Source organism: Pseudorhodoferax sp. (assembly GCF_047601025.1).
GTDB lineage: Bacteria > Pseudomonadota > Gammaproteobacteria > Burkholderiales > Burkholderiaceae_C > Pseudorhodoferax.
In genome coordinates, this window is record NZ_JASGJZ010000001.1 from 3783325 (window position 1) to 3802979 (window position 19655).

Genomic DNA, 19655 nt, shown 5'->3' on the forward strand with positions numbered 1-19655 from the left:
CGGTCCGGCTGCGGCGTGATGCGCAGGCCGGCGGCGTCACCGGTTCGGCTGCGGCGTGATGCGCAGGTAGGGCCGCACCGTCCGGAAGCCCTTCGGGAAGCGCTCGGCCAGTTCGGCCGGGTCCTGCAGGCTGGGCAGGATCACCACGTCGTCGCCGTCCTTCCAGTCGGCCGGCGTGGCCACCTTGTGGCTGTCGGTCAGCTGCAGCGAGTCGATCACGCGCAGCAGCTCGTCGAAGTTGCGGCCGGTGCTGGCCGGGTAGGTCAGCGTGGCGCGGATGGTCTTGGCCGGGTCGATGAAGAACACGCTGCGCACGGTGGCCGTGGTCGAGGCGTTCGGGTGGATCAGGTCGTACAGCGTGGAGACCGTGCGGTCCGCGTCGGCCAGGATCGGAAAGTCGACCGTGGTGTTCTGCGTCGCGTCGATGTCGCCGATCCACTGCAGGTGCTGGTCGACCGGGTCCACGCTGACCGCGATCGGCTTGACGCCGCGCCGGGCGAACTCGCCCGCCAGCGCCGCCGTGCGGCCCAGCTCGGTGGTGCAGACCGGCGTGAAGTCGGCCGGATGGGAGAACAGCACGACCCAGGCGTCGCCGGCCCATGCGTGGAAACGGATCGTGCCCTGGCTGGACTGCTGCGTGAAGTCGGGGGCGGTGTCGCCCAGTCTCAAGGTGGCCATCTGCGAACTCCGGGTTGGGAAAGGCCATTGTGGAGAGCCGGGCCGTGCGCGCCAACGAAGCTTTGCGTGGATGCTTAGCCGCTGCGCGCATAGGGGCGGGGCGCAGGCGCGCCGGGCGCGCGCGTGGTTGGCGGGGTCAGGTGCGCCGCCATCGGCGCCATGCCCTTGCGTGCCGGTGGCAGCCAGGCCTGCGCGGCACCCGCGCAGCCCGGCCTGCCGGTCCGCGGGGCCGCGTCCCGCACCTGCATGCGCCCGGTGGCGCTCGCATGCCGGCAGGGTCAGTACAGGCTCGCCAGGTTGTCGCGCACCGCTGGCGGGACATTCGGCTGCGCCGCGATGCGCTGCAGGAACTGCGCATCGTCGGCCACCGTCAGGGGGTCCAGCGCGATGGGCTCCAGGATCGCCGACAGCGGCGGCGCGGGGGCCCGCGCCGCCACCGTCTCGACGCCGGAGTAGTCCGCCGGCCCGTCGAACGGCAGCCGGGGCCGCAGCACCACGCCGGTGTCCTGGATCTCGTCCAGCGCCAGCGACCACACCACCGGCTGCGGCGCGTCGAGCATCGCGTGCACCACGCGCCTGGGCTTCTCCAGCTCGCGCGCCAGCTTCGGCAAGTTCCTGAACGCCGTGCGCAGCGCCGCGCGCGCCTGCGCCAGCGACACGTTCGCCACGTCCGGGTCGCCGGTCTTGTGCTCCACGAACAGGCGGCGCCGACGGCCGCCGACGACCACCGCTTCCCCGGCGGCGCCGGCCGCGCCCATCAGCCCCGGCACGCCGTAGCGGCCGATCCCGTTGATCATCACCAGCCGGATATCGGTTTCCCTGGCCTTGATCAGCGCCTCGTACGGATCGCCGGCGGCCCCGTCGACCACCAGCAGGTCGGCCCGCTTGCCCGCTTCGAGCGAGCCCAGGGCCTGCTGCCACTTCAGGATCGCCGCCGCGTCGCAGGTGGCCATCGCGACCAGGTCGCGGGCGCTCAGCGCTCCCGCCAGCAGGTGCTGCGCGTACAGCCAGGCCACCTTCAGCTCGCCGAGCAGGTTCTTGCTGCCCGAGGGCGACCAGTCGCTGCCCAGGCCGATGCGCACCCCGGCCGCCCGCGCGGCATCGACCCGCGCCGTCGCGCCGTACAGCAGCAGGTTGCTCAGCGGCGACCAGACCATCGCCCCGCCGTGCCGGGCCAGCACCTCGTAGTCCTCGGGCAGCAGCCCGGCGGCGTGGATGCCGGCGAAGCGGTCGTTCAACGCCCATTCGCCGGGGGCCACCTGCAGCGCGAGGAAGTGGCGCCTGGCGATCGAGTCCGCCCGGCCGTCGGGGGTCACGCCTTCGCTCAGGTGCAGCAGGAAGCAGCTGTCCTCCTTGGCCAGGCGGGACAGGAACGAGCGGGCATCCTTGGCGTCGACGTCGGCGATGCGCCCCTGCGCCTCGGACAGCAGCGGATCGTCGGTCCGCTCGACGTTGCGCACGATGCCGCGGTAGTAGCGCTGGATGCCCGCATTGCTGCTCAGCATGATCCCCTGGCTGGTCGTGACTCCGCCGAACAGGCACCGGCACTCGACGTAGCGCACCAGCGGGGCGAGCAGCGCCGCCTGGCCCGCGGCGTCCCGGTATCGGCCGACGACCGTCATCGGCCCGCTGATCAGCTTGCGGTAGTCCGGGTGGTCCGGCCATTGGCCGCGGTGCTCGAAGCGCCGGGGCACCGGGCTCCACAGCGGCAGCGCGTTGTAGCTCAAGTGGTTGTGCAGCTCGATCAGGCCCGGGTAGATCGTCCCGCCGCTGGCGACGGGGCGCACCGCCTCGAACCCGGGCGGGCAGGGCGCCGCGCGCTCGCGCACGTCGACGATGGTGCCGCGGTCGACGTAGACGACGGCCCGGTCGATCACCCGGAAGGCCGCGTCCATCGTGACGACGCGGCCGGCCAGCGCCAGCCGGGGGCCGTCGAGCGGGTCGATCGGCCCCGTGGCCGGGGCCCGCAGGGCGGTCGCTGCCGCCGTGTCCGCATGGCCGTGGCTGGCGAGCGGGAACCAGCGCCGCCGCGGCGTGCCCGCCAGCGTTCCGTCGTCCTGGTCCTGGCCGGCTGCGGCGCGCGCCTCTTCGGGCTGCCGGGCGGGGCTCATGGCAACACCCCTTTGGGCACCGTGACGGTCAGATTGCGGCGCTTGGCCAGCGCATCGGCGCCGGACCGGCGTGCCCAACCGTCCTGCTCGCACATCCATGCGGGCAGGCCCGCCGGGTAGTCGAACGCCGGAATCGGCGGCCGCTCCGCGGCGCCCCAGGTCTCGCCGTAGGGGATGAGGGCGGCCGGCTGGTCGGGGTGCTGGATGGCCGGCGCCAGCGTCTGCAACGCCGTGTTCCAGTTCTTCAGCAGCTTGGCGGTGGCCGCTGCGAGTTTGGCCTTGTCGTTCTGCGACGAACTTTCCGGCTGGGTGGGGTGGGTGACCGCGGCATAGGCGAACCGGGCTGCCTGGCCGGACGGCGTGGCCGTCCACATCTGCCAGGCCTCGTTGGCCGCCGTGCCGAGCGCGATCACGGCCTCGACCTGCGTGCCGACCAGCAGCGCGTCGAGCCAGCGGTTGCGGTACGCGACGAGCGCCGCAGCGCGGCGCGTCTTCGCCCGCACGCTGCCGTAGACGCTGTAGAGGTAGGTGTTGATGAAGACGTAGCTGCGCGTGATGCCGAGCTTGGACAGCAGCCCCTGCACGCGGCGGCCGGCCTCGCCGACGAGGATGCGGCGCACCACGGTCTCATGCTGGGCCGGGTCCTGGCCGATGAGCAGCACCCGGGCCGAGCCGTCCAGGCGGCCGCGGTGGAAGATCGGCCCCCACTCGGTGCGGAACTGATCGGTGGGGTAGACGTCGGTGCCGGGGTAGTCGGCACACAGCGTCAGGAACGGCTCGCGAACGTAGCCTGGATCGAAGGGATGGGACACGGCAGCCTCCTCGAAGGGGATCGCGCGTTGCAGCGCAACCGACTGTCGCCAGGCTGCCCCGCCGCGTCAAGCCGCGCTCCCAGGCCGGTTGCGGCGGAGGGCGCTGGGGCGAACGGCAATGCCGGATGGGTGCCGCCGGTGGGTTTGGGCGGATCGATCCGGGCGAAGCAACCGCCCGGCGCCGGCGCATCGCGGCGAGCGCCAGGGCCGCGGTGCGGGCATGCCGGGCAGCGGGACGCATCCCTGCGCGCACGGTCAGTCGCGCGGCGCCCGTGGGGCGGGCGGGCGCCGGTCCGTGCCGCGCGCTGCCGGCGCTGCCGTCATGGCCCGTGCGGGCCGTCCTCTCCGGCGGCACCGGCCGAGGCCTGCCGCGCGCGCTGCGCCAGCAGCTCGAGCGCCGCGTCGACGCCTTGCAGGCCGCGCGGCATCACGGTGTCCGCCACCCAGGCCAGGATGTCGCCTGCGCGGTGCACGAAGTCTTGCAGGTCCAGCCATTCGGCCCGGTCGGCGGGTCCCAGGCCGGCCGGGCCGACCTGGGCGACCCATTGGTCCAGCGCGTTCTTCTCGTCCTGCCAGTGCTTGACGTACGGCAGCCGGTCGCGCGCGCGGGCGAGCTGCAGGCCGTCGACGATGACGGGCACGATGCGGCGCAGGAGATCGTCCCGGTCGCCGAGGCTGCGGTGGTACAGGTGCAGCATTTCCTGCATGCAGTACAGCGACCGCAGCGACTTCTCGCTCAGCACCAGCAGCACCAGGTCGCCGCGGCCGATGCGGGCCATGAACGCAGAAATCCAGTCGCCGGGCCGCAGCGCCCGCTTGTCGCGGTGCAGCACGCAGCCGGCCGCCGGCAGGCGCTGCTCCAGCGCATCGACGATGCGTTCGCTGTCGCCGCCCCAGGCGTAGGAGACGTAGACCGGCTGCGGCGCGCCGGCGGCGCGCGGCGGCGGCCCGGGCTGCACGGCGGAGAAGTCCGCGGGCGCGTCGTCCCGCGTGTCCGTCCCCGCGCCGGGCCTGCCGCGGATCCAGTCCAGTTCGGCAGGCGGCTGCCCCGCGACCCGCAGGATCGAGTCGCACAGGTGCTGCGCCAGGGCCGCCGCGCCGGCGCCGGCGGTCTCGACGACGATGCTGCCGCCCGGATCGTCCGCGTCCGCCGGTGGCATCGCGGCGTCGATGCGCGCCGTCGCGCGGCTGGCGGCATCGTGGAAGCAGACGCCATGGGCCCAGTACACGGCGTGCCAGCCCGCCCGTTCGCCGATGCCGCACAGCATGGCGTTCAGGATGTGCTCGTGCAGGAAGGCGTAGCGGATCCGCACGGCCGCCTCGGGCTCGGCATCGCGCCAGACCTGGGCCACGGCGTCCGCCACGTCCTGCCGCGGCGGCAGCAGGGCCGGCGCGACGTACAGCGCGTCGGTGACCCGGAAGCAGATCCGGCACTGCTCCATCAGCGACAGGAAGAGCCGGCGCTCGGCCTCGCCATGGCCCTGCCAGGCCAGCGCCGCCAGCAGCGCGGGCGAGAAGCGGCCGCCCTGGCTGCGGATCGTGGGCAGCACGGTGGTGCGCTCCAGCACCGCATAGACGCCCTGCAGCGCCCAGTCCTGGTCCAGGACGACCTGGTCGCCGAACAGGCCGTCGCGCCAGAACACCTGGCCGCTGCGGTGCAGGTAGTGGAGCACCACGGACGGCACGGCCGTGCCGTGCCGCTCGCGGCACAGCGCCTCGAACGCGGCGCGCGGCAGCGTGCGTTCGGCCGTCCGCGCGTCCAGTTCCGCGCCGACGGCCACCCAGCTGGCGGGAATGCGCACCTTGCCGTGGCGTTCGAGCTGGTAGCGGGCCGCGTGCTTGAGTTCCAGCTGCAATGCCTCGATGCCATCGTCCTGGCGCGCGCAGGCGGCGAGGTGGCGCAGGCGCGCGAAGCCGTGGCCCTGCGGCAGCGGCGGCGGCCGCACGTCGCGCTCGCGCTCGCACTGCGTCTGCACCACGAGCACGCAGGCCTGCGGGCCGGCGTGCGCCTGCACGTAGGCGAGCCAGTAGGCCAGCGGCCGGTTGCGCATGGGCACGCCCTGCTGCTCGAAGGCGTCGCGGTTCTCCTGCGCCGGCGTCCACGCGACGACGTAGACCGCGTGCTCGTCGAGGAACAGCGCGTGCGTTCCGAGGTAGATGTCCTGGCCGCCGAAGTCCCACAGATGGGCGCGCACCGCGGGCAGGCCCGCGCCGGGGTGCAGCGCGATCGCGCCCCGCTGGATGCCGTGCGTCGAGGGCACGGACGGATCGAAGGCTTCGCCCCGCAGCCGGCGGCACAGCTGCGTCTTGCCGACCGACCCGTTGCCCAGCACGAAGATCTTCAGCGCGCTGGCCGGCGCCTCGCCGCGGGCCAGGTCGGCCTCCCAGGCGCGGATGCGGGGCAGGGCGTTGTCGAATGGGTCGGTGGAGGCCAGCTCGGCGGGCGCGCCCAGCACCTGGTCGACGACAGCGGTCTGGAGCGTCGGCCAGCTCGACCAGGGCTGCGCGCCGGGAGCGCAATCGACAGGGACGCCCTGTGCATGAAGTTCTGCCAAATCTCGGAGGCTGGCCAGGGGGAGCAGGCCCTGCAGTTGGCTGCACCAACTCAGGTCGAGGTGCTGCAGGGCGGCCAGGCTGGCCAGAGGAGACAGGTCCTGCAATTGGCTGCACCCACTCAGGTCGAGGTGCTGCAGGGCGGCCAGGCCGGCCAGGGGAGACAGGTCCTGCAATTGGCTGCACCCACTCAGGTCGAGGTGCTGCAGGGCGGCCAGGCCGGCCAAGGGAGACAGGTCCTGCAGTTGGCTGCACCCACTCAGGTCGAGGCGCTGCAGGGCGGCCAGGCCGGCCAGGGGAGACAGGTCCTGCAGTTGGCTGCACCCAGTCAGGATGAGGTGCTGCAGGGCGGCCAGGCCGGCCAGGGGAGACAGGTCCTGCAGTTGGCTGCACCCAGTCAGGATGAGGTGCTGCAGGGCGGCCAGGCCGGCCAGGGGAGACAGGTCCTGCAGTTGTTCGCACCCACTCAGGTCGAGGCGCTGCAGGGCGGCCAGGCGGGCCAGGGGAGACAGGTCCTGCAGTTGGCTGAACCCATTCAGGGTGAGGTGCTGCAGGGCGGCCAGGCCGGCCAGGGGAGACAGGTCCTGCAGTTGGCTGAACCCATTCAGGATGAGGTGCTGCAGGGCGGCCAGGCCGGCCAGGGGAGACAGGTCCTGCAGTTGTTCGCACCCACCCAGGGTGAGGTGCTGCAGGGCGGCCAGGCCGGCCAGGGGAGACAGGTCCTGCAGTTGTTCGCACCCACCCAGGGTGAGGTGCTGCAGGGCGGTCAGGCCGGCCAGGGGAGACAGGTCCTGCAGTTGGCTGCACTCACTCAGGTCAAGGTGCTGCAGGGCGGCCAGGCCGCTCAGGGGAGACAGGTCTTGCAGTTGGCTGCACCAACTCAGGGTGAGGTGCTGCAGGGCGGCCAGGCCGGCCAGGGGCGACAGGTCCTGCAGTTGGCTGCACCCACTCAGGTCGAGGTGCTGCAGGGCAGCCAGGCTGGCCAGGGGGGACAGGTCCTGCAGTTGACTGCACTCACTCAGGTCGAGGTGCTGCAGGGCGGCCAGGCCAGCCAAGGGAGACCAGTCCTGCAGTTGGCCGCACCCACTCAGGTCGAGGTGCTGCAGGGCGACCAAACCCGCCAGGGGGGACAGATCCTGCAGTTGTTCGCACCAACTCAGGTCGAGGTGCTGCAGGGCGGCCAGGCCGGCCAGGGGAGACAGGTCCTGCAGTTGGCTGCACTCACTCAGGTCAAGGTGCTGCAGGGCGGCCAGGCCGCTCAGGGGAGACAGGTCTTGCAGTTGGCTGCACCCACCCAGGGTGAGGTGCTGCAGGGTGGCCAGGCTGGCCAGGGGAGACCAGTCCTGCAGTTGGCTGCACTCACGCAGGTCGAGGTGTTGCAGGGCGGCCAGGCCGGCCAGGGGAGACAGGTCTTGCAGTTGTTCGCACAACCTCAGGTCGAGGTGCTGCAGGGCGGCCAGACCGGTCAGGGGAGACAGGTCCTGCAGTTGGCCGCACCCAGGCAGGTCGAGGTGCTGCAGGGCGGCCAGGCCGGCCAGGGGAGACAGGTCCTGTAGTTGGCTGCACCAACTCAGGGCGAGGTGCTGCAGGGCGGCCAGGCTGGCCAGGGGAGACCAGTCCTGCAGTTGGCTGCACTCACGCAGGTCGAGGTGTTGCAGGGCGGCCAGGCCGGCCAGGGGAGACAGGTCCTGTAGTTGGCTGCACCAACTCAGGTCGAGGTGCTGCAGGGTGGCCAGGCCGGCCAGGGGAGACAGGTCCTCCAGTTGGCCGCACTCACTCAAGTCGAGGTGCTGCAGGGCGGCCAGGTTGGCCAGGGGCGACAGGTCCTCCAGTTGGTAGCAAAAACTCAGGTCGAGCTGCTGCAGTGCGCTGAGCCTGGCGATCGCAGGTGGCACCGCATGCAACCGCAACTTGGCCAGCGACAGCGCGGTTGCCCCGGTCCTCTCGGCGTGCTCGATGCGCCGTTCGGCTTCCGCGGCATCCTGGTCATCATGGCTGGCGTGCGTCATGCCTGCGATCTTCGTGCCTGCCGCACCGGCAAGGCAAGCCGGGGAACGCGGGGCCCAGGCGGCCGGCGGGAGAGAGGCGCGGCGGCGCGCTCAGCCGCCGCCCAGCAGCCGCACCGCCACCCCCATGTCGCGCCACAGCTCCGGGTGGCAGGTGAACAGCAGCACCTGGTGGCGCTGGGCGGCGTCGAACAGCACGCGCTTCATCAGCGCCAGGCGCTCGGCGTCGCTGTGGGTCAGCGCGTCGTCCAGGATCAGCAGCGTGGGGCGGCCGGCCTGCTGCAGCAGGTCGGCGTAGGCGAAGCGGGCGATCAGGCCCAGCTGCTCGCGTGCGCCGAAGCTCAGCGCCTGCAGCGGGCCGGCCTCGGCGCCGCCGCGGGTGACCAGGCCGGGCGCCAGCTGCTCGTCCATCTGCAGCGCGGCGCCGGGCAGCAGCAGCGGCAGGTAGTGCTGCAGCCGCCCGGCCAGCGGCGCCTGCAGCCGCGCCAGCGCGGCCTGGCGGCGCGACTGCAGCTTGCGGCACAGCAGGTCCAGCGCGGCGGCGCGGCGGCGCAGCTCGTCCAGCCGGCGCTCGGCGCGGGCCAGCTCGCCGGCCAGCGCGGCGCGGCGTTCCTCCAGGCCCTCGGCGCCGGCCTGCTGCAGCGCGGCCTGCAGCACCAGGATCTGCTCGTGGCGCAGGCGGTGGGCCTGGCGCTGCTGCTCCGCGCTGCGCGACAGGCGCGCGATGTCCTGCGCCACGATGTCGGGCCGGGCCGATTGCAGCGCGGCCTCGGCCGCGGCGACCTGGGCGGCCAGCGCCTGCTGCTCGGCGGTGGTGTCCAGCAGTTGGCGCTGGATGTCGGCCAGGCGCTGCGGGCGGTCCGGGGCGTCCACCGCGGCCTGGGCGGCCTGGCATTCGGCGCGCGCGGCGTCGCGGCCGCCGGCGGCGGCGGCCTGGCGGCGCTGGGCCTGGGCCAGCGTGTCGCGCGCGGCCTGCGCGGCGCGCGTGGCGGCCTGCAGCGCGGCCTCGGCGTCGGCTGGCGCGGCGGGGGGCTCCGCCGGCGTCGCGGGCAGGCGCGCGCAGGCGGCCTGCGCGGCCTGCAGGCGGGCCTGGGCGGCCGTGGCGGCGTCGTGCAGCGCGGCCATGCCCTGCGGCGCGACGATGGCCAGCGCCTGTTCCGCCAGCCGCACCCGGGCCTGCCGGTCCTGCCGCGCGGCGAAGCGGGCTTCCGCTTCGGCCAGGTCGGCCAGGCCCAGCGCGTCCAGCGCCTGGCGCAGGGCCTGGCGCGCGCGGGCGTGGGCGTCGGCGAGGCGGGCCAGGTCCTGCCCGCCGGGGGTGATGCGCAGCACGCCGCCGCCGGGCAGGTGCAGCGCGGCCGGCGCGTCCAGCAGCAGCTCGCCCTCGGCCTGCAGCGGCTGGCCGGCGCCGCGCTGGCGCAGTTCCAGCGGCGGGCCGGGCGGCAGCGTCCAGGCCAGGCGCGTGGCCGTGGCCTGGTGGCGCAGCGCCGCTTCGGCCAGGGCGCGGTCGTGCTGGCGCAGCTGCTGCAGCTCGGCCTCGGCGATGGCCGGCAGCGCCGCGGCCTGCGTGCGCGCCTGCGCCAGCGCGGCCTCGGCGGCCTGGGCGCGGGCCAGCGCCTGGGCCGTGCGCGCGGCGTCGCCCTGCGCCTGCTGCAGCTGCCCGGCGAGGCTGTCGCGCAGCGCCTGCTGGCGGGCCTGGTCGGCGGCGGCGCGGGCGGCTTCGGCCCGGGCCTCGGCGGCTTCGGCCTGCGCGCGCGCCTGGGCGCAGGCCGCGTCGGCGGCCTGCAGCGCGGCCTCGGCCTGGGCCAGGGCCTCGGTGCGGGCGGCCAGGTCGCGCTGCGGGCGGTCCAGCGCGTCCAGGCCCTGGGCCAGCAGTGCGCGGGTGCGCGCCAGCTCGTCCAGCCGCCGGCGGCTGTCGGCCAGCTGGCGGCCGGCGTCGTCGAGCCGGGCCTGGGTGCGGCGCGCCGCGTCGAGTTGGGCGTCCAGCGCGTCCCAGGGCCGCTCGTGTTCGTCGGCCGCGTGCTGGCGGCGCAGCGCGGCGAGCTGGTCGACCTGCTGGCGGTAGCCGGCGATCTGCGCGTCCAGCGCGGCCAGCGCCTGCTGGTGCGCGGCCACGGCGTCCAGCGCCTGCTGGTGCTCGGCGCGGGGCTTGCCGGTGCCGGTCAGCAGTTCGTCGCGCCAGGCCTGCAGCCGCGCCAGCAGCGCGTCGCCGCCGGTGGCGGCCAGCGCGCCGGCCTCGTCGCCGAGCCGGTCCTGCAGCGCGTCGTGCAGGTGCCGGCGCGCGTGCTGCACCTCCAGCTCCTGGCCGCTGCCCTGTTCGACCCACAGCAGGCCGGGGATGCCCTGGTGCTCGGCCTTGCTCGCGCCCTTGCCGGCGTAGGCGAAGCCGAGCAGCTGCGCCAGGTGGTCCTCGGCCTCGGCGCCGTCGAGCTGGCGCGTGCCGATCTGCAGCACGCAGCGCTTGCGGCCGAGGAAGCTCTTGGCCAGCCGGTGCGGCGCGCCGCCGAAGTCGAAGTCGATCTCCACGCGCGGCGCGGCGCCGCCGCCTTCGCCCCAGGGGCGCAGGTCCTCGACCATGGCGGACTTGTGGCGCTCGAAGAAGGCGGCGCGGATCGCGCGCACCAGCGTGCTCTTGCCGGCCTCGTTGGGGCCGGCCAGGATGTTCAGGCCGGGCGCGAAGCCGTCCAGCTCCAGCGGCCGGCGGAAGCGGCGCAGCTGCTCGACGCGCAGGCGGGTGATCTTCATGCCGTCCGGTCCGCCAGGGCCGCCGCCAGCAGGGCCAGCGCGTCGCGCGCGGTGCGGGCCTGCTCGCCGCCGCCTGCGCCTTCCTCGCGCAGCTCGGCGACGACCGCGCCGAGGTAGCCGTCGGCCTGCAGCGCGGCGACGTCGGCCTCGGTGGGCACGAGCTGCAGGTCTGCGAGGTCGGCCTGCAGGTGGCGCACGCGGCCCTCGGCCTGGGCGATGGCGACCTGCAGGCGCGCCCGCGCCGGCAGGTCGAGCCGGCCGGCCAGCCGCAGGTCCACCACGTCGGCGGCCTGCAGCGCGGCCAGGCGGCCGAGTAGCGCGTCCAGGTCGCTCGGCACCTGCAGCGCGGCGTCGATCTGCTGCCAGCGGTGCTGCGCGACCGGCACCGGCGCGACCTGCGGCTCGGCGCCGGGCGCCGCCACGTCGACCAGCAGCGCCTGGCCGGCCTCGTTGGCGCGGAAGCGGTCGGGCTCGGGCGTGCCGGCGTACCAGGTGCGCGCATCGATGCGCTTGCAGCCGTGCCAGTCGCCCAGGGCCAGGTAGTCGAGCCGGGCGCGCGCGGCGCGGTCCGGCGCGATCGGGTTGGCGGCGTCGATGTCCTCGGCCAGGATGCCCTGCACGCTGCCGTGCGCCATGCCGATGCGCGGCAGGCCGGCGGGCGTCTCGGCACGGTCGAACCAGTCCGTCAGGTCGGCATGGGTGTGGCGCTGCGTCAGCGGCGCCGGCAGCACGGCGAAGCCGTCGAAGCGGTGCGCCTCGGGCGCCAGCAGCAGGTGCGCGTTGGCGGGCACGGCGTGCAGGCGCTGCGCGCGCGTCCAGACGCTTTCGGCCAGCGCGGCGTCGTGGTTGCCGGGCAGCAGCAGCCAGGGGCCGGCGTAGCCGTCGAGCAGGCCGAACAGGCGGCGCAGGGTGCGGTCCGACACGGTCTGCGCGTCGAACACGTCGCCGGCCACCAGCACGGCGTCGACGCGCTCCCGGGCGGCCAGCGCGGCCAGGCGCTCCACGGCCGTGAAGCGGGCCTCGGTCAGCAGTGGCGCGTTCTCGGCGGACAGCGTGGCGAACTGGCGGCCGATCTGCCAGTCGGCCGTGTGCAGGAAGCGGGGCATGGGCGGGGATTGTGCCGGGCGAGGCCTGCGCGGCCGGTCGATCCCCCGAAGGGAGGAGATCCCGTGTCGACGCCATCGCCGATCTGGCGACACTCCATCGGTGCCCGGCTGCGAAGCCGTTCCAAGGAGTGCGAAATGCCTGAACCCAGGAACCCGCGTGGATGGCTCCCGGCGCCTTCCACGGTGTATGCGAGCTGGCCTCGGCCCCACCGCACTGGTCTGGCGATGGGCATGGCATGGCGCCGGCGCGCCCGGCACGCAGCCGCTGCCTGCCTGGCGCTGCTCTGCGCCGGCGCGCTGGCGGCGCCGGCGGCGGCAGGTCCGGCGGCGCGGGTGGGGCTGCTCGATGCGCGGCAGCCCGGCGCCGCGCATCTGGCCTGGAACGCGGCCGAGGCGCCGGCCGGCGCCCGCCTGCGCTATCTGCCCCTGTCGCCGCCCGGCGCCTGCAAGCCGCTGTGCTGCGTGCAGGCGGTCGAGCCGACCGACACGCAGATCCAGCGGGTCGGCGCGCGCGAGGATCGGCCGCTGCGGGGCTGGACGGCCCGGCTGTCCGCGCGCGCCGCGCCGCCGCTGGTGGGCCTGGTCTTCACGCGCACGCCGCGCGTGGACTACGTGAATGCGCAGCGCGTGCTGCTGCGGTGGCCCGGCGACAGCCGGCCGGTCCGCGTCGACCACTGCCTCTCGCAGGAGGGCCTGCACGTCAGGCTGGCGGAGCGCGGGCCCTCGGGGCGCTGGCGCGAAGCCGCCCATTACTACCTGCCGCTGGGCATGGAGGTGGAAGCGAACTGCCCGGCGACCGCGCAGGGGCGCTGAGCCTCCGCGCTCAATCCGGTCCGCCTGCGTCCAGCCCCGCCAGCGTCTCCACCCGCGCCGGCACCAGCGGCGGGCGCGGCGCCGGCGGCTCCCAGCCGAACAGCACGCGCGCGGCGGCGCCGCAGACGCGGCCCTGGCAGGCGCCCATGCCGCAGCGCGTCTGCAGCTTGGCGTCGGTCCAGCCGCTGCAGCCGGCCAGCGCGGCCATGGGCACGTCCTCGCAGCGGCACAGCAGCGTGTCGGGCGCGGCCAGGCCGCGCAGCGCGTCGCGCAGCGCGAAACCGCGGTGCAGCCGCGCGGCGAACGCGTCCCAGTGCGCCAGCGCCTGGCGCAGCGTCTGCGCCTGGGCGGTCTGGCCGACGGCGGCATGGCCGGCGATGGCGCCCTGCACGCCGGCGCGCTCGCTGCCGCCGACGCCCGTGCATTCGCCGGCCGCGTGGATGCCGGGGCGGCTGGTGGCCTGCCAGCCGTCCACGGCCAGGGCCGGGGCGCCGTGCACCGGCACCGTGGCGCAGCCGAGCAGCCGGCCGAGCTCGACGTTGGGCACCAGGCCGAAGCCGCAGGCCAGGCGGTCGCAGGCGATGCGCTCCTCCCGGCCGCCGGGGCGGTGCAGCCGCACGGCGGCCAGGCGGCCGTCGCCCTCGGCGGCGATGACCCAGCTGCCGGCGCGGTAGCCCGGCTGGCGCAGCCCCAGGACCTGCCAGGCCTTGGACGGCCAGTGCGGCAGGCCGAGCGCGAAGCGCGCGACGGCGCCGGCCGGCGCCTGCTCGGCCACGCGCAGCACCCGGGCGCCGGCCCGGCGCGCCGTGGCCGCGGCGGCCAGCAGCAGCGGGCCGCTGCCGGCGACGACGATGCGTTCGCCGGCGACCGGGAGCCCGGCCTTGACGAGGGCCTGCAGGCCGCCGGCGCCGGTCACGCCGGGCAGCGTCCAGCCGGGGAAGGGCAGCAGCAGCTCGCGCGCGCCAGTGGCCAGGATCAGCCGGCGCCAGCGCAGCCGCCAGGCGCGCCCGGCGTCCTCCAGCAGCAGTTCGTCGGGCGCCGGCGCGGCCAGCACGCGCACGCCGGTGATGACCTGCACGCCGGCATGGCCGGCCACGCGCGCGCGCAGCTGGCGCGCGGCGGCGGGCAGCTGCACGCCGGGGCCGTCGCGCCAGATCTGGCCGCCGGGGGCGGGGTTGTCGTCCAGCAGCGCGATGCGCGCGCCGCTGCCGGCGGCGGCGTCGGCAGCGGCCAGGCCGGCCGGTCCGGCGCCGACGATGGCGACGTCCACGCTGTCCAGCGGCAGCGGCGCGGCCGTCCGGTGCGCGGTGGCGCGCACTGGACGACCTGCGCCCGCAAGGGGTGCGGTGCGAGCCTCTTCGGGCGGCCGGGCGAGGCTCATCCCAGGTCCGTGGCGATGGCCATGCCGTCGGCCAGCGGCGTCTGGCAGGCCAGGCGGCGCTGGCCGTCGACCAGCACGCGGCATTCCTGGCAGACGCCCATGCCGCACAGCGGCGCGCGCGCGGCGCCGGACACGCTGCGCCGCGTGTCGCCGCTGCCGGCATGGCGCAGCGCCGCGGCGACGGAGACGCCGGCCGGCGCCGCCGCGGGCCGGCCGTCCAGCGTGAAGGCGAGGCGCTGCTGCGTCATGCCGCGATCATGCGCGCGGGCGCGTAGGGCCCGGGGTCGAGCGGCGGCGCGCTGCCGGTGACCAGCGCGGCCAGCAGCGCGGCGCTGGCCGGCGCCGTGGTCACGCCCAGGCCTTCATGGCCCAGGGCCAGCCACAGGCCGGGGTGGCGCGGATGCGCGCCCAGCAGCGGCAGGCCGTCCGCCGTGGCCGCGCGCAGGCCGGTCCAGCCGCGGATCGCGTTCAGGCCCGCCAGCGCCGGCAGGTAGTGCAGCGCCCGGCGCAGCATGCGCGCGAGCATGGCCGGCTCGACGGCCGGGTCCGTGGTGTCGAACTGGCGCGAGGAGCCGACCAGCAGCTGCCCCGTGGGCCGCGGCTGCAGGTTGAAGGCCACCGATTCGCCCTCGGCGTGGTGGGCGCTCTTGACGTAGCCCAGCTCCACGAGCTGGTGGTGCACGGTGCCGGGGTAGCGGTCGGTGATCAGCAGGTGCCCCTTCTTGGGGCGCAGCCGCACGTCGGGGCACAGGGCGGGCGCGTCCAGCCCGCAGGCCAGCAGGCGGTGCGGTGCGCGGCGCCGGCCGCCATCGGCCAGGCGCACGGCGTCGCCGTCCAGCGCGACGGCCGCCGCGCGCTCGCGTCGCAGGCGCGGGCCGGCCTCGCCGAGCAGCCAGGCGGCCGCGGCCGGGGCGTAGACCAGGCCGTCGCCGGGCACCTGGAGCGCGCCGCGCAGGTCCGGCCGCAGCGCGGGCTCGGCCGCGCGCAGCGCCGCGGCGTCCAGCCAGCGGCTGGCCACGCCGGCGGCGGCCAGGCGGGCCTGCTTGCGTTCGGCTTCCTCCGCCTCCTCGGCGTCGGTGGCCAGCCACAGCGTGCCGCAGGCGCGCGGCTCGCAGGCGGCCGGCAGCCGGGGCATCCAGTCGCGCCACTGCGCCAGCGAGGCGCTGCTGAGCGCCAGCTCGGCCGGGTTGTCGTCCATCGCCACGAGGTGGCCCATGCCGGCCGCCGTCGCGCCGGGCCGGCCGTCGTCCAGCACCAGCACGTCCAGGCCGGCCCGGGCCAGGGCCCGGGCGCAGGCCGCGCCGACGATGCCGGCGCCGATCACGATGCAGTCGGCGTCCACGCGACGGTCCTGTCTCTTGCGATCCGGCTGGCGCGGCGGCTCCTGGACGCCGTCGAGGCGGCCAGGGCGGCCTGTGCAGTGGGGTCGCGTCCGGGTGCAGAACGCATGGGGGCCGTGCCGGCCTTCGTGAAGCTCGCGCGGTGACGCGCGCCTCCGACGGGCGCGCAGGCACGGGCAAGGGATCGGCAGGCCATGTTGGTTTTTGAGCCGCCCGCTTGATGTTGTCAAGTATTCACGATGCGCAATCGGGCAGGCAGGCGGCGATTGTCGCCAGCAAATCCGGCAGCACGACGCCATCGGACACCGTTTCGGCGACTGGCGCGCGGGACATGACCGAGGCGCAGGAGGGCTTCGCCAGGCGGCTGCGCGACCTGCGCGAGCAGAAGAACATGCCGCAACCGAGTCGGGGCCGCCTGCCTTCAGGCGCCGGCGTGTTGAGCGCGCCGCAGACCAGGGGAATCGTGATGACTGCAGCCGTCGAACAAGGCCTGCGGCCCAAGACCAGGATGCTGTCGCCCCGGCAGGTGGCCGAGGTGGAAGCCTTCGTGGAGTTCCTGGCCGCCAGGGCCCGGAAGCGTGCGGCGCTGGACCGGCTGCTGGCCATCGCGCCCGCGTTGCGAGCCGCTGGCGCCCAGGACCTGAGCGAGGGCGCGATCGCCGCCGAGGTCGACGCGGCCCGCGCCGAGCGCCGGGCGCAGCAGGCGGCAAAGGATTCCGGTGCGGATCGTTCTCGAGACCAACGTGGTGTTGCCGGTCGACGACATCCTCGCGCGCATCGAGCGGTTCGACGCCGGCGCCGCGGTCGCTACCCGCCTGCCTCGCCCCCAGCCGCGCCGGGCCTGGCGGGCACGCCGCAGCGCTCCTGCCTGGACCGGGCGCTGCTGCAGGCCTTCGGCCTGGAAGCGGGCGAGGGGCCGGCGCTGCCGACCTACGCCTGTGGCCGCCCGGCGAGCAGTTGGGCGCGCACCTGCTGCGCGACCTCGGCGGGCAAGGCCACGTAGCCCAGCGCACGCGCGCTGTCCTGCCCGTTGGCCAGCGCCCAGGCCAGAAAGGCGCGGGCGCGCCGGTCGCCGCGCGATGCGGGCTGCCGGTTCAGCAGGGCCAGCACGGTCGCGGCGATGGGGTAGCTGGCCTCGCCCGGCGCGTCGATGAACTGGGGCTGCGCATCCTGGCCGGCCCGCCACGGTGTGGCCTGCGCGGCGGCTTCGATGGCAGCGGCCTCGGGGAGGACGTAGCGCCCCGCGGCGTTCCGGAGCATGACCACGGCCAGGCCGGTGGCGCGGGCCTGGACCGCATCCAGGTAGCCGATGCCGCCCGTCGTGGCGGCCAGTTCCCGCGCCACGCCGCTGCTGCCGCGCGCGGCGGTGCCGGTGGGCCAGCGCACCTGGGCGTCCACGCCCACGGCCTGCTGCCAGCCCGCGTCCTGCGTGGCGAGGTAGCGGGTCAGCGTATAGGTCGTGCCCGAGCCTTCGGCGCGGTGGATGGGCGCGATGGCCGCATCGGGCAGCGGCAGGTCGGGGTTGAGGGCGGCAATGGCCGCGTCGTTCCAGCGTGTGATGTGGCCGCGGAAGACGGCGGCCAGCGTGGCGCCGTCGAGCCGCAGCCGGCTCTTGAGGCTGGGCAGGTTGGCGACGACGGCCACGCCGCCCAGCACCACCGGCAGCTGGATCAGCCCGCGCTCGGCCAGGGCCGGCGGCGACAGCGGCAGTTCGCTGAAGGCGAAGTCCACGGCCTTGGCCTGCAGGCGCTGCAGCCCGGCCAGCGAGCCGATGGCCTCGTAGTCCAGCGCGGCACGGCCCAGCGGGTCGCCGTCCAGCCCGGCGTTGCCGGCGGCCAGGTCGGCGCCCACCTGGCCTTCGCGGTATTGCCTGATCCACTGCTGCACCAGCGGCAGCACGAAGGTGGAGCCCGCCCCTTGGAGCAGGGCCTGCCCGAAGGCGTCCTGCGCCAGGGCCGGCGGTACCGTGCCGCCAGCCACGGCGCCGGCCGCGGCCAGTTGCAGCAGGCGGCAGCGCTGTAGGTGTCGCGTGGCGAGGGGCATGCCCGGCCTCACGCGGGGGTGGCCAGTGCGCCGGCCGGCATCCGGCTGTCCTGCCGCGTGCCGGTGCTCGGTTCGCGCGAGACGGACTGGCGCTCGTCCGCGATGCGCTGCACCAGGTTCAGCGCGCGCTCGGCGCTGCCCAGCAGGGTGAGGATGGCGCCGCGCTCGTCCCAGGCCAGCTGCTGTTCGGCCTGCAGGCAGCGCTCGCGCGACTCGGCGATCTGCCTCGAATGGGCTTGCGGCAGGTACACACCCTGCGGACCGTTCTTCACGGCCGGCTCCACGAAGTCGAGGATGGCGCTGACGATGGCCTGGCCGTTCGCGGAGAACAGCTGGCGCTCGATGCGCCGCGTGATCTGCGACAGGGTCTGCGTGAGGCTGGCGCTGAAGTCCTCCTCCTCGATCAGGCTGGCCAGCAGGTGGGTCTGGTGCGGCGTCAGGTCGTTCTTGAACAACTGCGCGGTGTAGGCGCGGATCTCCTGGCTCAGGGTGTCCAGCGCGTGCTCGTGCTCGGCGGCGTTCTTCAGCGCGGTCTCGTCGCCGCGGGCAGCGGCCATCAGCAGGCCCGCGCCCTGGGTGTAGCGCGCCAGTTCCTTGCTCACCGCCGCCACGCCCGCGTCGAAGTCGCCCAGCGCGCCACGGTCCAGGAAGCGCGGCATGGCGTAGTCTTCCTCGTCGCCCTTGCTGGCGCCGATGCGCGAGAGCACGCGGTCGAACACGCCGATGAAGGGGAACATCAGCACCGTGTTGAAGATGTTGAAGCCGATCGAATACAGGCCCACGGCCACCGGCACCAGCGGGAAGGTCTCCTTGCCGTCGACCGTCACCGCCTTGGCGATCTCCATGCCGAACAGGCCCATCGCCCACTGCAGCAGGTCCATCGACAGGAAGAACAGCGGGAACATCACCGCCACGCCGATGAAGTTGAACGAGATGTGCGCATAGGCGGCGCGCTTGGCGTTCTTGGACAGGTTCAGCGAGGCCATCCACGAGGTGATGGTGGTGCCCAGGTCGGCGCCCAGCGAGAAGGCCACGGCGGTCTGCCAGTCGAGGATGCCCGCCGCGCCCAGGCCCATGACGATGCCGATGGTGGCCGAGGACGAGTGGATCATGGCCGTGAGGCCGGCGGCGGTCAGCACGCACACGGCCAGGCCGGTGTAGCTGTCGGCGTTCAGGCTGGAGATGGCCGACATCACCTCGGGCATGTTGCGCAGGGGCTTGAGGCCGCCGGTCAGCAGGTTCAGGCCGTAGAAGATCAGCGAGAAGCCGACGATGGCCAGCGCGATGTTCTTGGTCTTCTCGGTCTTGCCGAAGACGTAGACCAGGCCGAACAGGCCCGCGCAGATCAGCCCCAGCGGGCCCAGCGGCAGGGCGATCAGGCCGTTGCCCAGCGTGGTGCCGATGTTGGCGCCCATGATGACGCTGATGGCCGGCCGCAGTCCCACCACGCCCGCGTTCACCAGGCCCACCACCATCACCGTCATGGCGGTGCTCGACTGCAGCACGCCGGTGATCATCGTGCCGGCGGCCAGGCCCTTGACAGGCGTGCCCGCCAGCTTGGCGAGCCAGGCGCGCATCTTGTTGGCGGCCAGGTTGTTGATGCCGTCGGACATGAATTCCAGTCCGAGCAGAAAGATGCCGAGCCCGCCGATGACGGGCACCAGCAGCTCCCTGAAGATGTCGATTTCCATGGTTGTTCGGGAGTTGGGTTGTGCCGGCCGGAGCTTGCCGGGGCAGCGTGACAGGAGCATGACGGCGCAGGCCGTCACCCCTTCGACACCCCGCTGCGTCCGCCAGCCCGCAAACCCCGCGGGCGCGTATGCCTGCGCCACGCCGTCGGCCTGCAGAGGGCCCCACGGCCTATCGGGCCAACCCCTGTACTGATGCGAGGCGGCGCCATCGAAGCACCGCCCACTCCGGAACACCCTGATGTCCTGGGAGAAACCCCTTGGCCGCGAGCGCCTAGTTCACGTGCTGCGGCACGGTGACTTTTTTGGACGATGACTCCAGCCTGGTACTTCGCTGGACTACGCCGAGCTTGATACAGAAGGTTCATCAATAACTCAGGCG

General features: G+C 74.6%; 13 protein-coding genes. 2 read left to right on the top strand and 11 right to left on the bottom strand.

Annotation, left to right across the window (positions count from 1 at the left end; genetic code table 11):
* Window positions 1-36: 36 nt before the first annotated feature.
* The 6 genes from QM782_RS17755 to QM782_RS17780 form a co-directional block, all read right to left on the bottom strand.
* A complete protein-coding gene (locus tag QM782_RS17755) occupies window positions 37-678 on the bottom strand; it encodes a peroxiredoxin (protein WP_415204218.1) in 642 nt (213 codons plus the stop codon).
* A gap of 278 nt (window positions 679-956) precedes the next feature.
* Entirely contained in the window at window positions 957-2789 is a 1833-nt protein-coding gene (locus QM782_RS17760; protein ID WP_415204219.1) for an amidohydrolase family protein, read from the bottom strand.
* Window positions 2786-3601, bottom strand: a complete 816-nt coding sequence (locus QM782_RS17765) for a uracil-DNA glycosylase family protein (RefSeq protein ID WP_415204220.1) — start codon at window positions 3599-3601, stop codon at window positions 2786-2788. Before QM782_RS17765 ends, QM782_RS17760 begins: the two co-directional genes overlap by 4 nt.
* A gap of 320 nt (window positions 3602-3921) precedes the next feature.
* The gene (locus tag QM782_RS17770) at window positions 3922-8163 is read right to left on the bottom strand and encodes a leucine-rich repeat domain-containing protein (RefSeq protein WP_415204221.1); all 4242 of its coding nucleotides are present in this window, start codon (window positions 8161-8163) and stop codon (window positions 3922-3924) included.
* A gap of 90 nt (window positions 8164-8253) precedes the next feature.
* The gene (locus tag QM782_RS17775; protein WP_415204222.1) at window positions 8254-10902 is read right to left on the bottom strand and encodes an AAA family ATPase; all 2649 of its coding nucleotides are present in this window, start codon (window positions 10900-10902) and stop codon (window positions 8254-8256) included.
* On the bottom strand, window positions 10899-12008 hold the full coding sequence (locus QM782_RS17780; RefSeq protein WP_415204223.1) for a metallophosphoesterase family protein: 1110 nt from the start codon (window positions 12006-12008) through the stop codon (window positions 10899-10901). The genes QM782_RS17775 and QM782_RS17780 overlap by 4 nt, the downstream gene beginning before the upstream one ends.
* Window positions 12009-12233: 225 nt before the next feature.
* Here QM782_RS17780 and QM782_RS17785 point away from each other — a divergent pair, with 225 nt between their 5' ends.
* Window positions 12234-12821: a hypothetical protein gene (locus QM782_RS17785; protein WP_415204224.1), complete on the top strand. Its 588-nt coding sequence runs from the start codon at window positions 12234-12236 to the stop codon at window positions 12819-12821.
* A 10-nt stretch (window positions 12822-12831) separates the two neighbouring features.
* On the opposite strand, the gene QM782_RS17790 is transcribed toward QM782_RS17785, so the two are convergent.
* From QM782_RS17790 to QM782_RS17800, 3 genes are read right to left on the bottom strand one after another with little or no spacing between them, the layout of a single operon-like run.
* Entirely contained in the window at window positions 12832-14139 is a 1308-nt protein-coding gene (locus QM782_RS17790) for an FAD-dependent oxidoreductase (protein WP_415204225.1), read from the bottom strand.
* Window positions 14140-14198: 59 nt separating this feature from the next.
* Window positions 14199-14450 (bottom strand): (2Fe-2S)-binding protein, encoded by a 252-nt coding sequence (locus tag QM782_RS17795; RefSeq protein WP_415204226.1) that lies wholly within the window; start codon window positions 14448-14450, stop codon window positions 14199-14201.
* Entirely contained in the window at window positions 14447-15544 is a 1098-nt protein-coding gene (locus QM782_RS17800; RefSeq protein ID WP_415204227.1) for an NAD(P)/FAD-dependent oxidoreductase, read from the bottom strand. The genes QM782_RS17795 and QM782_RS17800 overlap by 4 nt, the downstream gene beginning before the upstream one ends.
* Before the next feature lie 218 nt (window positions 15545-15762).
* Here QM782_RS17800 and QM782_RS17805 point away from each other — a divergent pair, with 218 nt between their 5' ends.
* Window positions 15763-16545, top strand: a complete 783-nt coding sequence (locus QM782_RS17805; protein WP_415204228.1) for a hypothetical protein — start codon at window positions 15763-15765, stop codon at window positions 16543-16545.
* Here QM782_RS17805 and pstS read toward each other — a convergent pair.
* Both pstS and QM782_RS17815 read right to left on the bottom strand, forming a co-directional pair.
* Window positions 16473-17585, bottom strand: a complete 1113-nt coding sequence (gene pstS, locus QM782_RS17810; protein WP_415204229.1) for a phosphate ABC transporter substrate-binding protein PstS — start codon at window positions 17583-17585, stop codon at window positions 16473-16475. The genes QM782_RS17805 and pstS overlap by 73 nt on opposite strands.
* 8 nt (window positions 17586-17593) lie before the next feature.
* On the bottom strand, window positions 17594-19276 hold the full coding sequence (locus QM782_RS17815) for a Na/Pi cotransporter family protein (RefSeq protein WP_415204230.1): 1683 nt from the start codon (window positions 19274-19276) through the stop codon (window positions 17594-17596).
* Window positions 19277-19655: the final 379 nt, after the last annotated feature.

Coding starts and splice junctions, on each gene's coding strand:
- QM782_RS17755 (WP_415204218.1), bottom strand. CDS start 678: ATGGCCACCTTGAGACTGGGCGACACCGCCCCCGACTTCACGCAGCAG.
- QM782_RS17760 (WP_415204219.1), bottom strand. CDS start 2,789: ATGAGCCCCGCCCGGCAGCCCGAAGAGGCGCGCGCCGCAGCCGGCCAG.
- QM782_RS17770 (WP_415204221.1), bottom strand. CDS start 8,163: ATGACGCACGCCAGCCATGATGACCAGGATGCCGCGGAAGCCGAACGG.
- QM782_RS17775 (WP_415204222.1), bottom strand. CDS start 10,902: ATGAAGATCACCCGCCTGCGCGTCGAGCAGCTGCGCCGCTTCCGCCGG.
- QM782_RS17780 (WP_415204223.1), bottom strand. CDS start 12,008: ATGCCCCGCTTCCTGCACACGGCCGACTGGCAGATCGGCCGCCAGTTC.
- QM782_RS17785 (WP_415204224.1), top strand. CDS start 12,234: ATGGGCATGGCATGGCGCCGGCGCGCCCGGCACGCAGCCGCTGCCTGC.
- QM782_RS17795 (WP_415204226.1), bottom strand. CDS start 14,450: ATGACGCAGCAGCGCCTCGCCTTCACGCTGGACGGCCGGCCCGCGGCG.
- QM782_RS17805 (WP_415204228.1), top strand. CDS start 15,763: ATGTTGTCAAGTATTCACGATGCGCAATCGGGCAGGCAGGCGGCGATT.
- pstS (WP_415204229.1), bottom strand. CDS start 17,585: ATGCCCCTCGCCACGCGACACCTACAGCGCTGCCGCCTGCTGCAACTG.
- QM782_RS17815 (WP_415204230.1), bottom strand. CDS start 19,276: ATGGAAATCGACATCTTCAGGGAGCTGCTGGTGCCCGTCATCGGCGGG.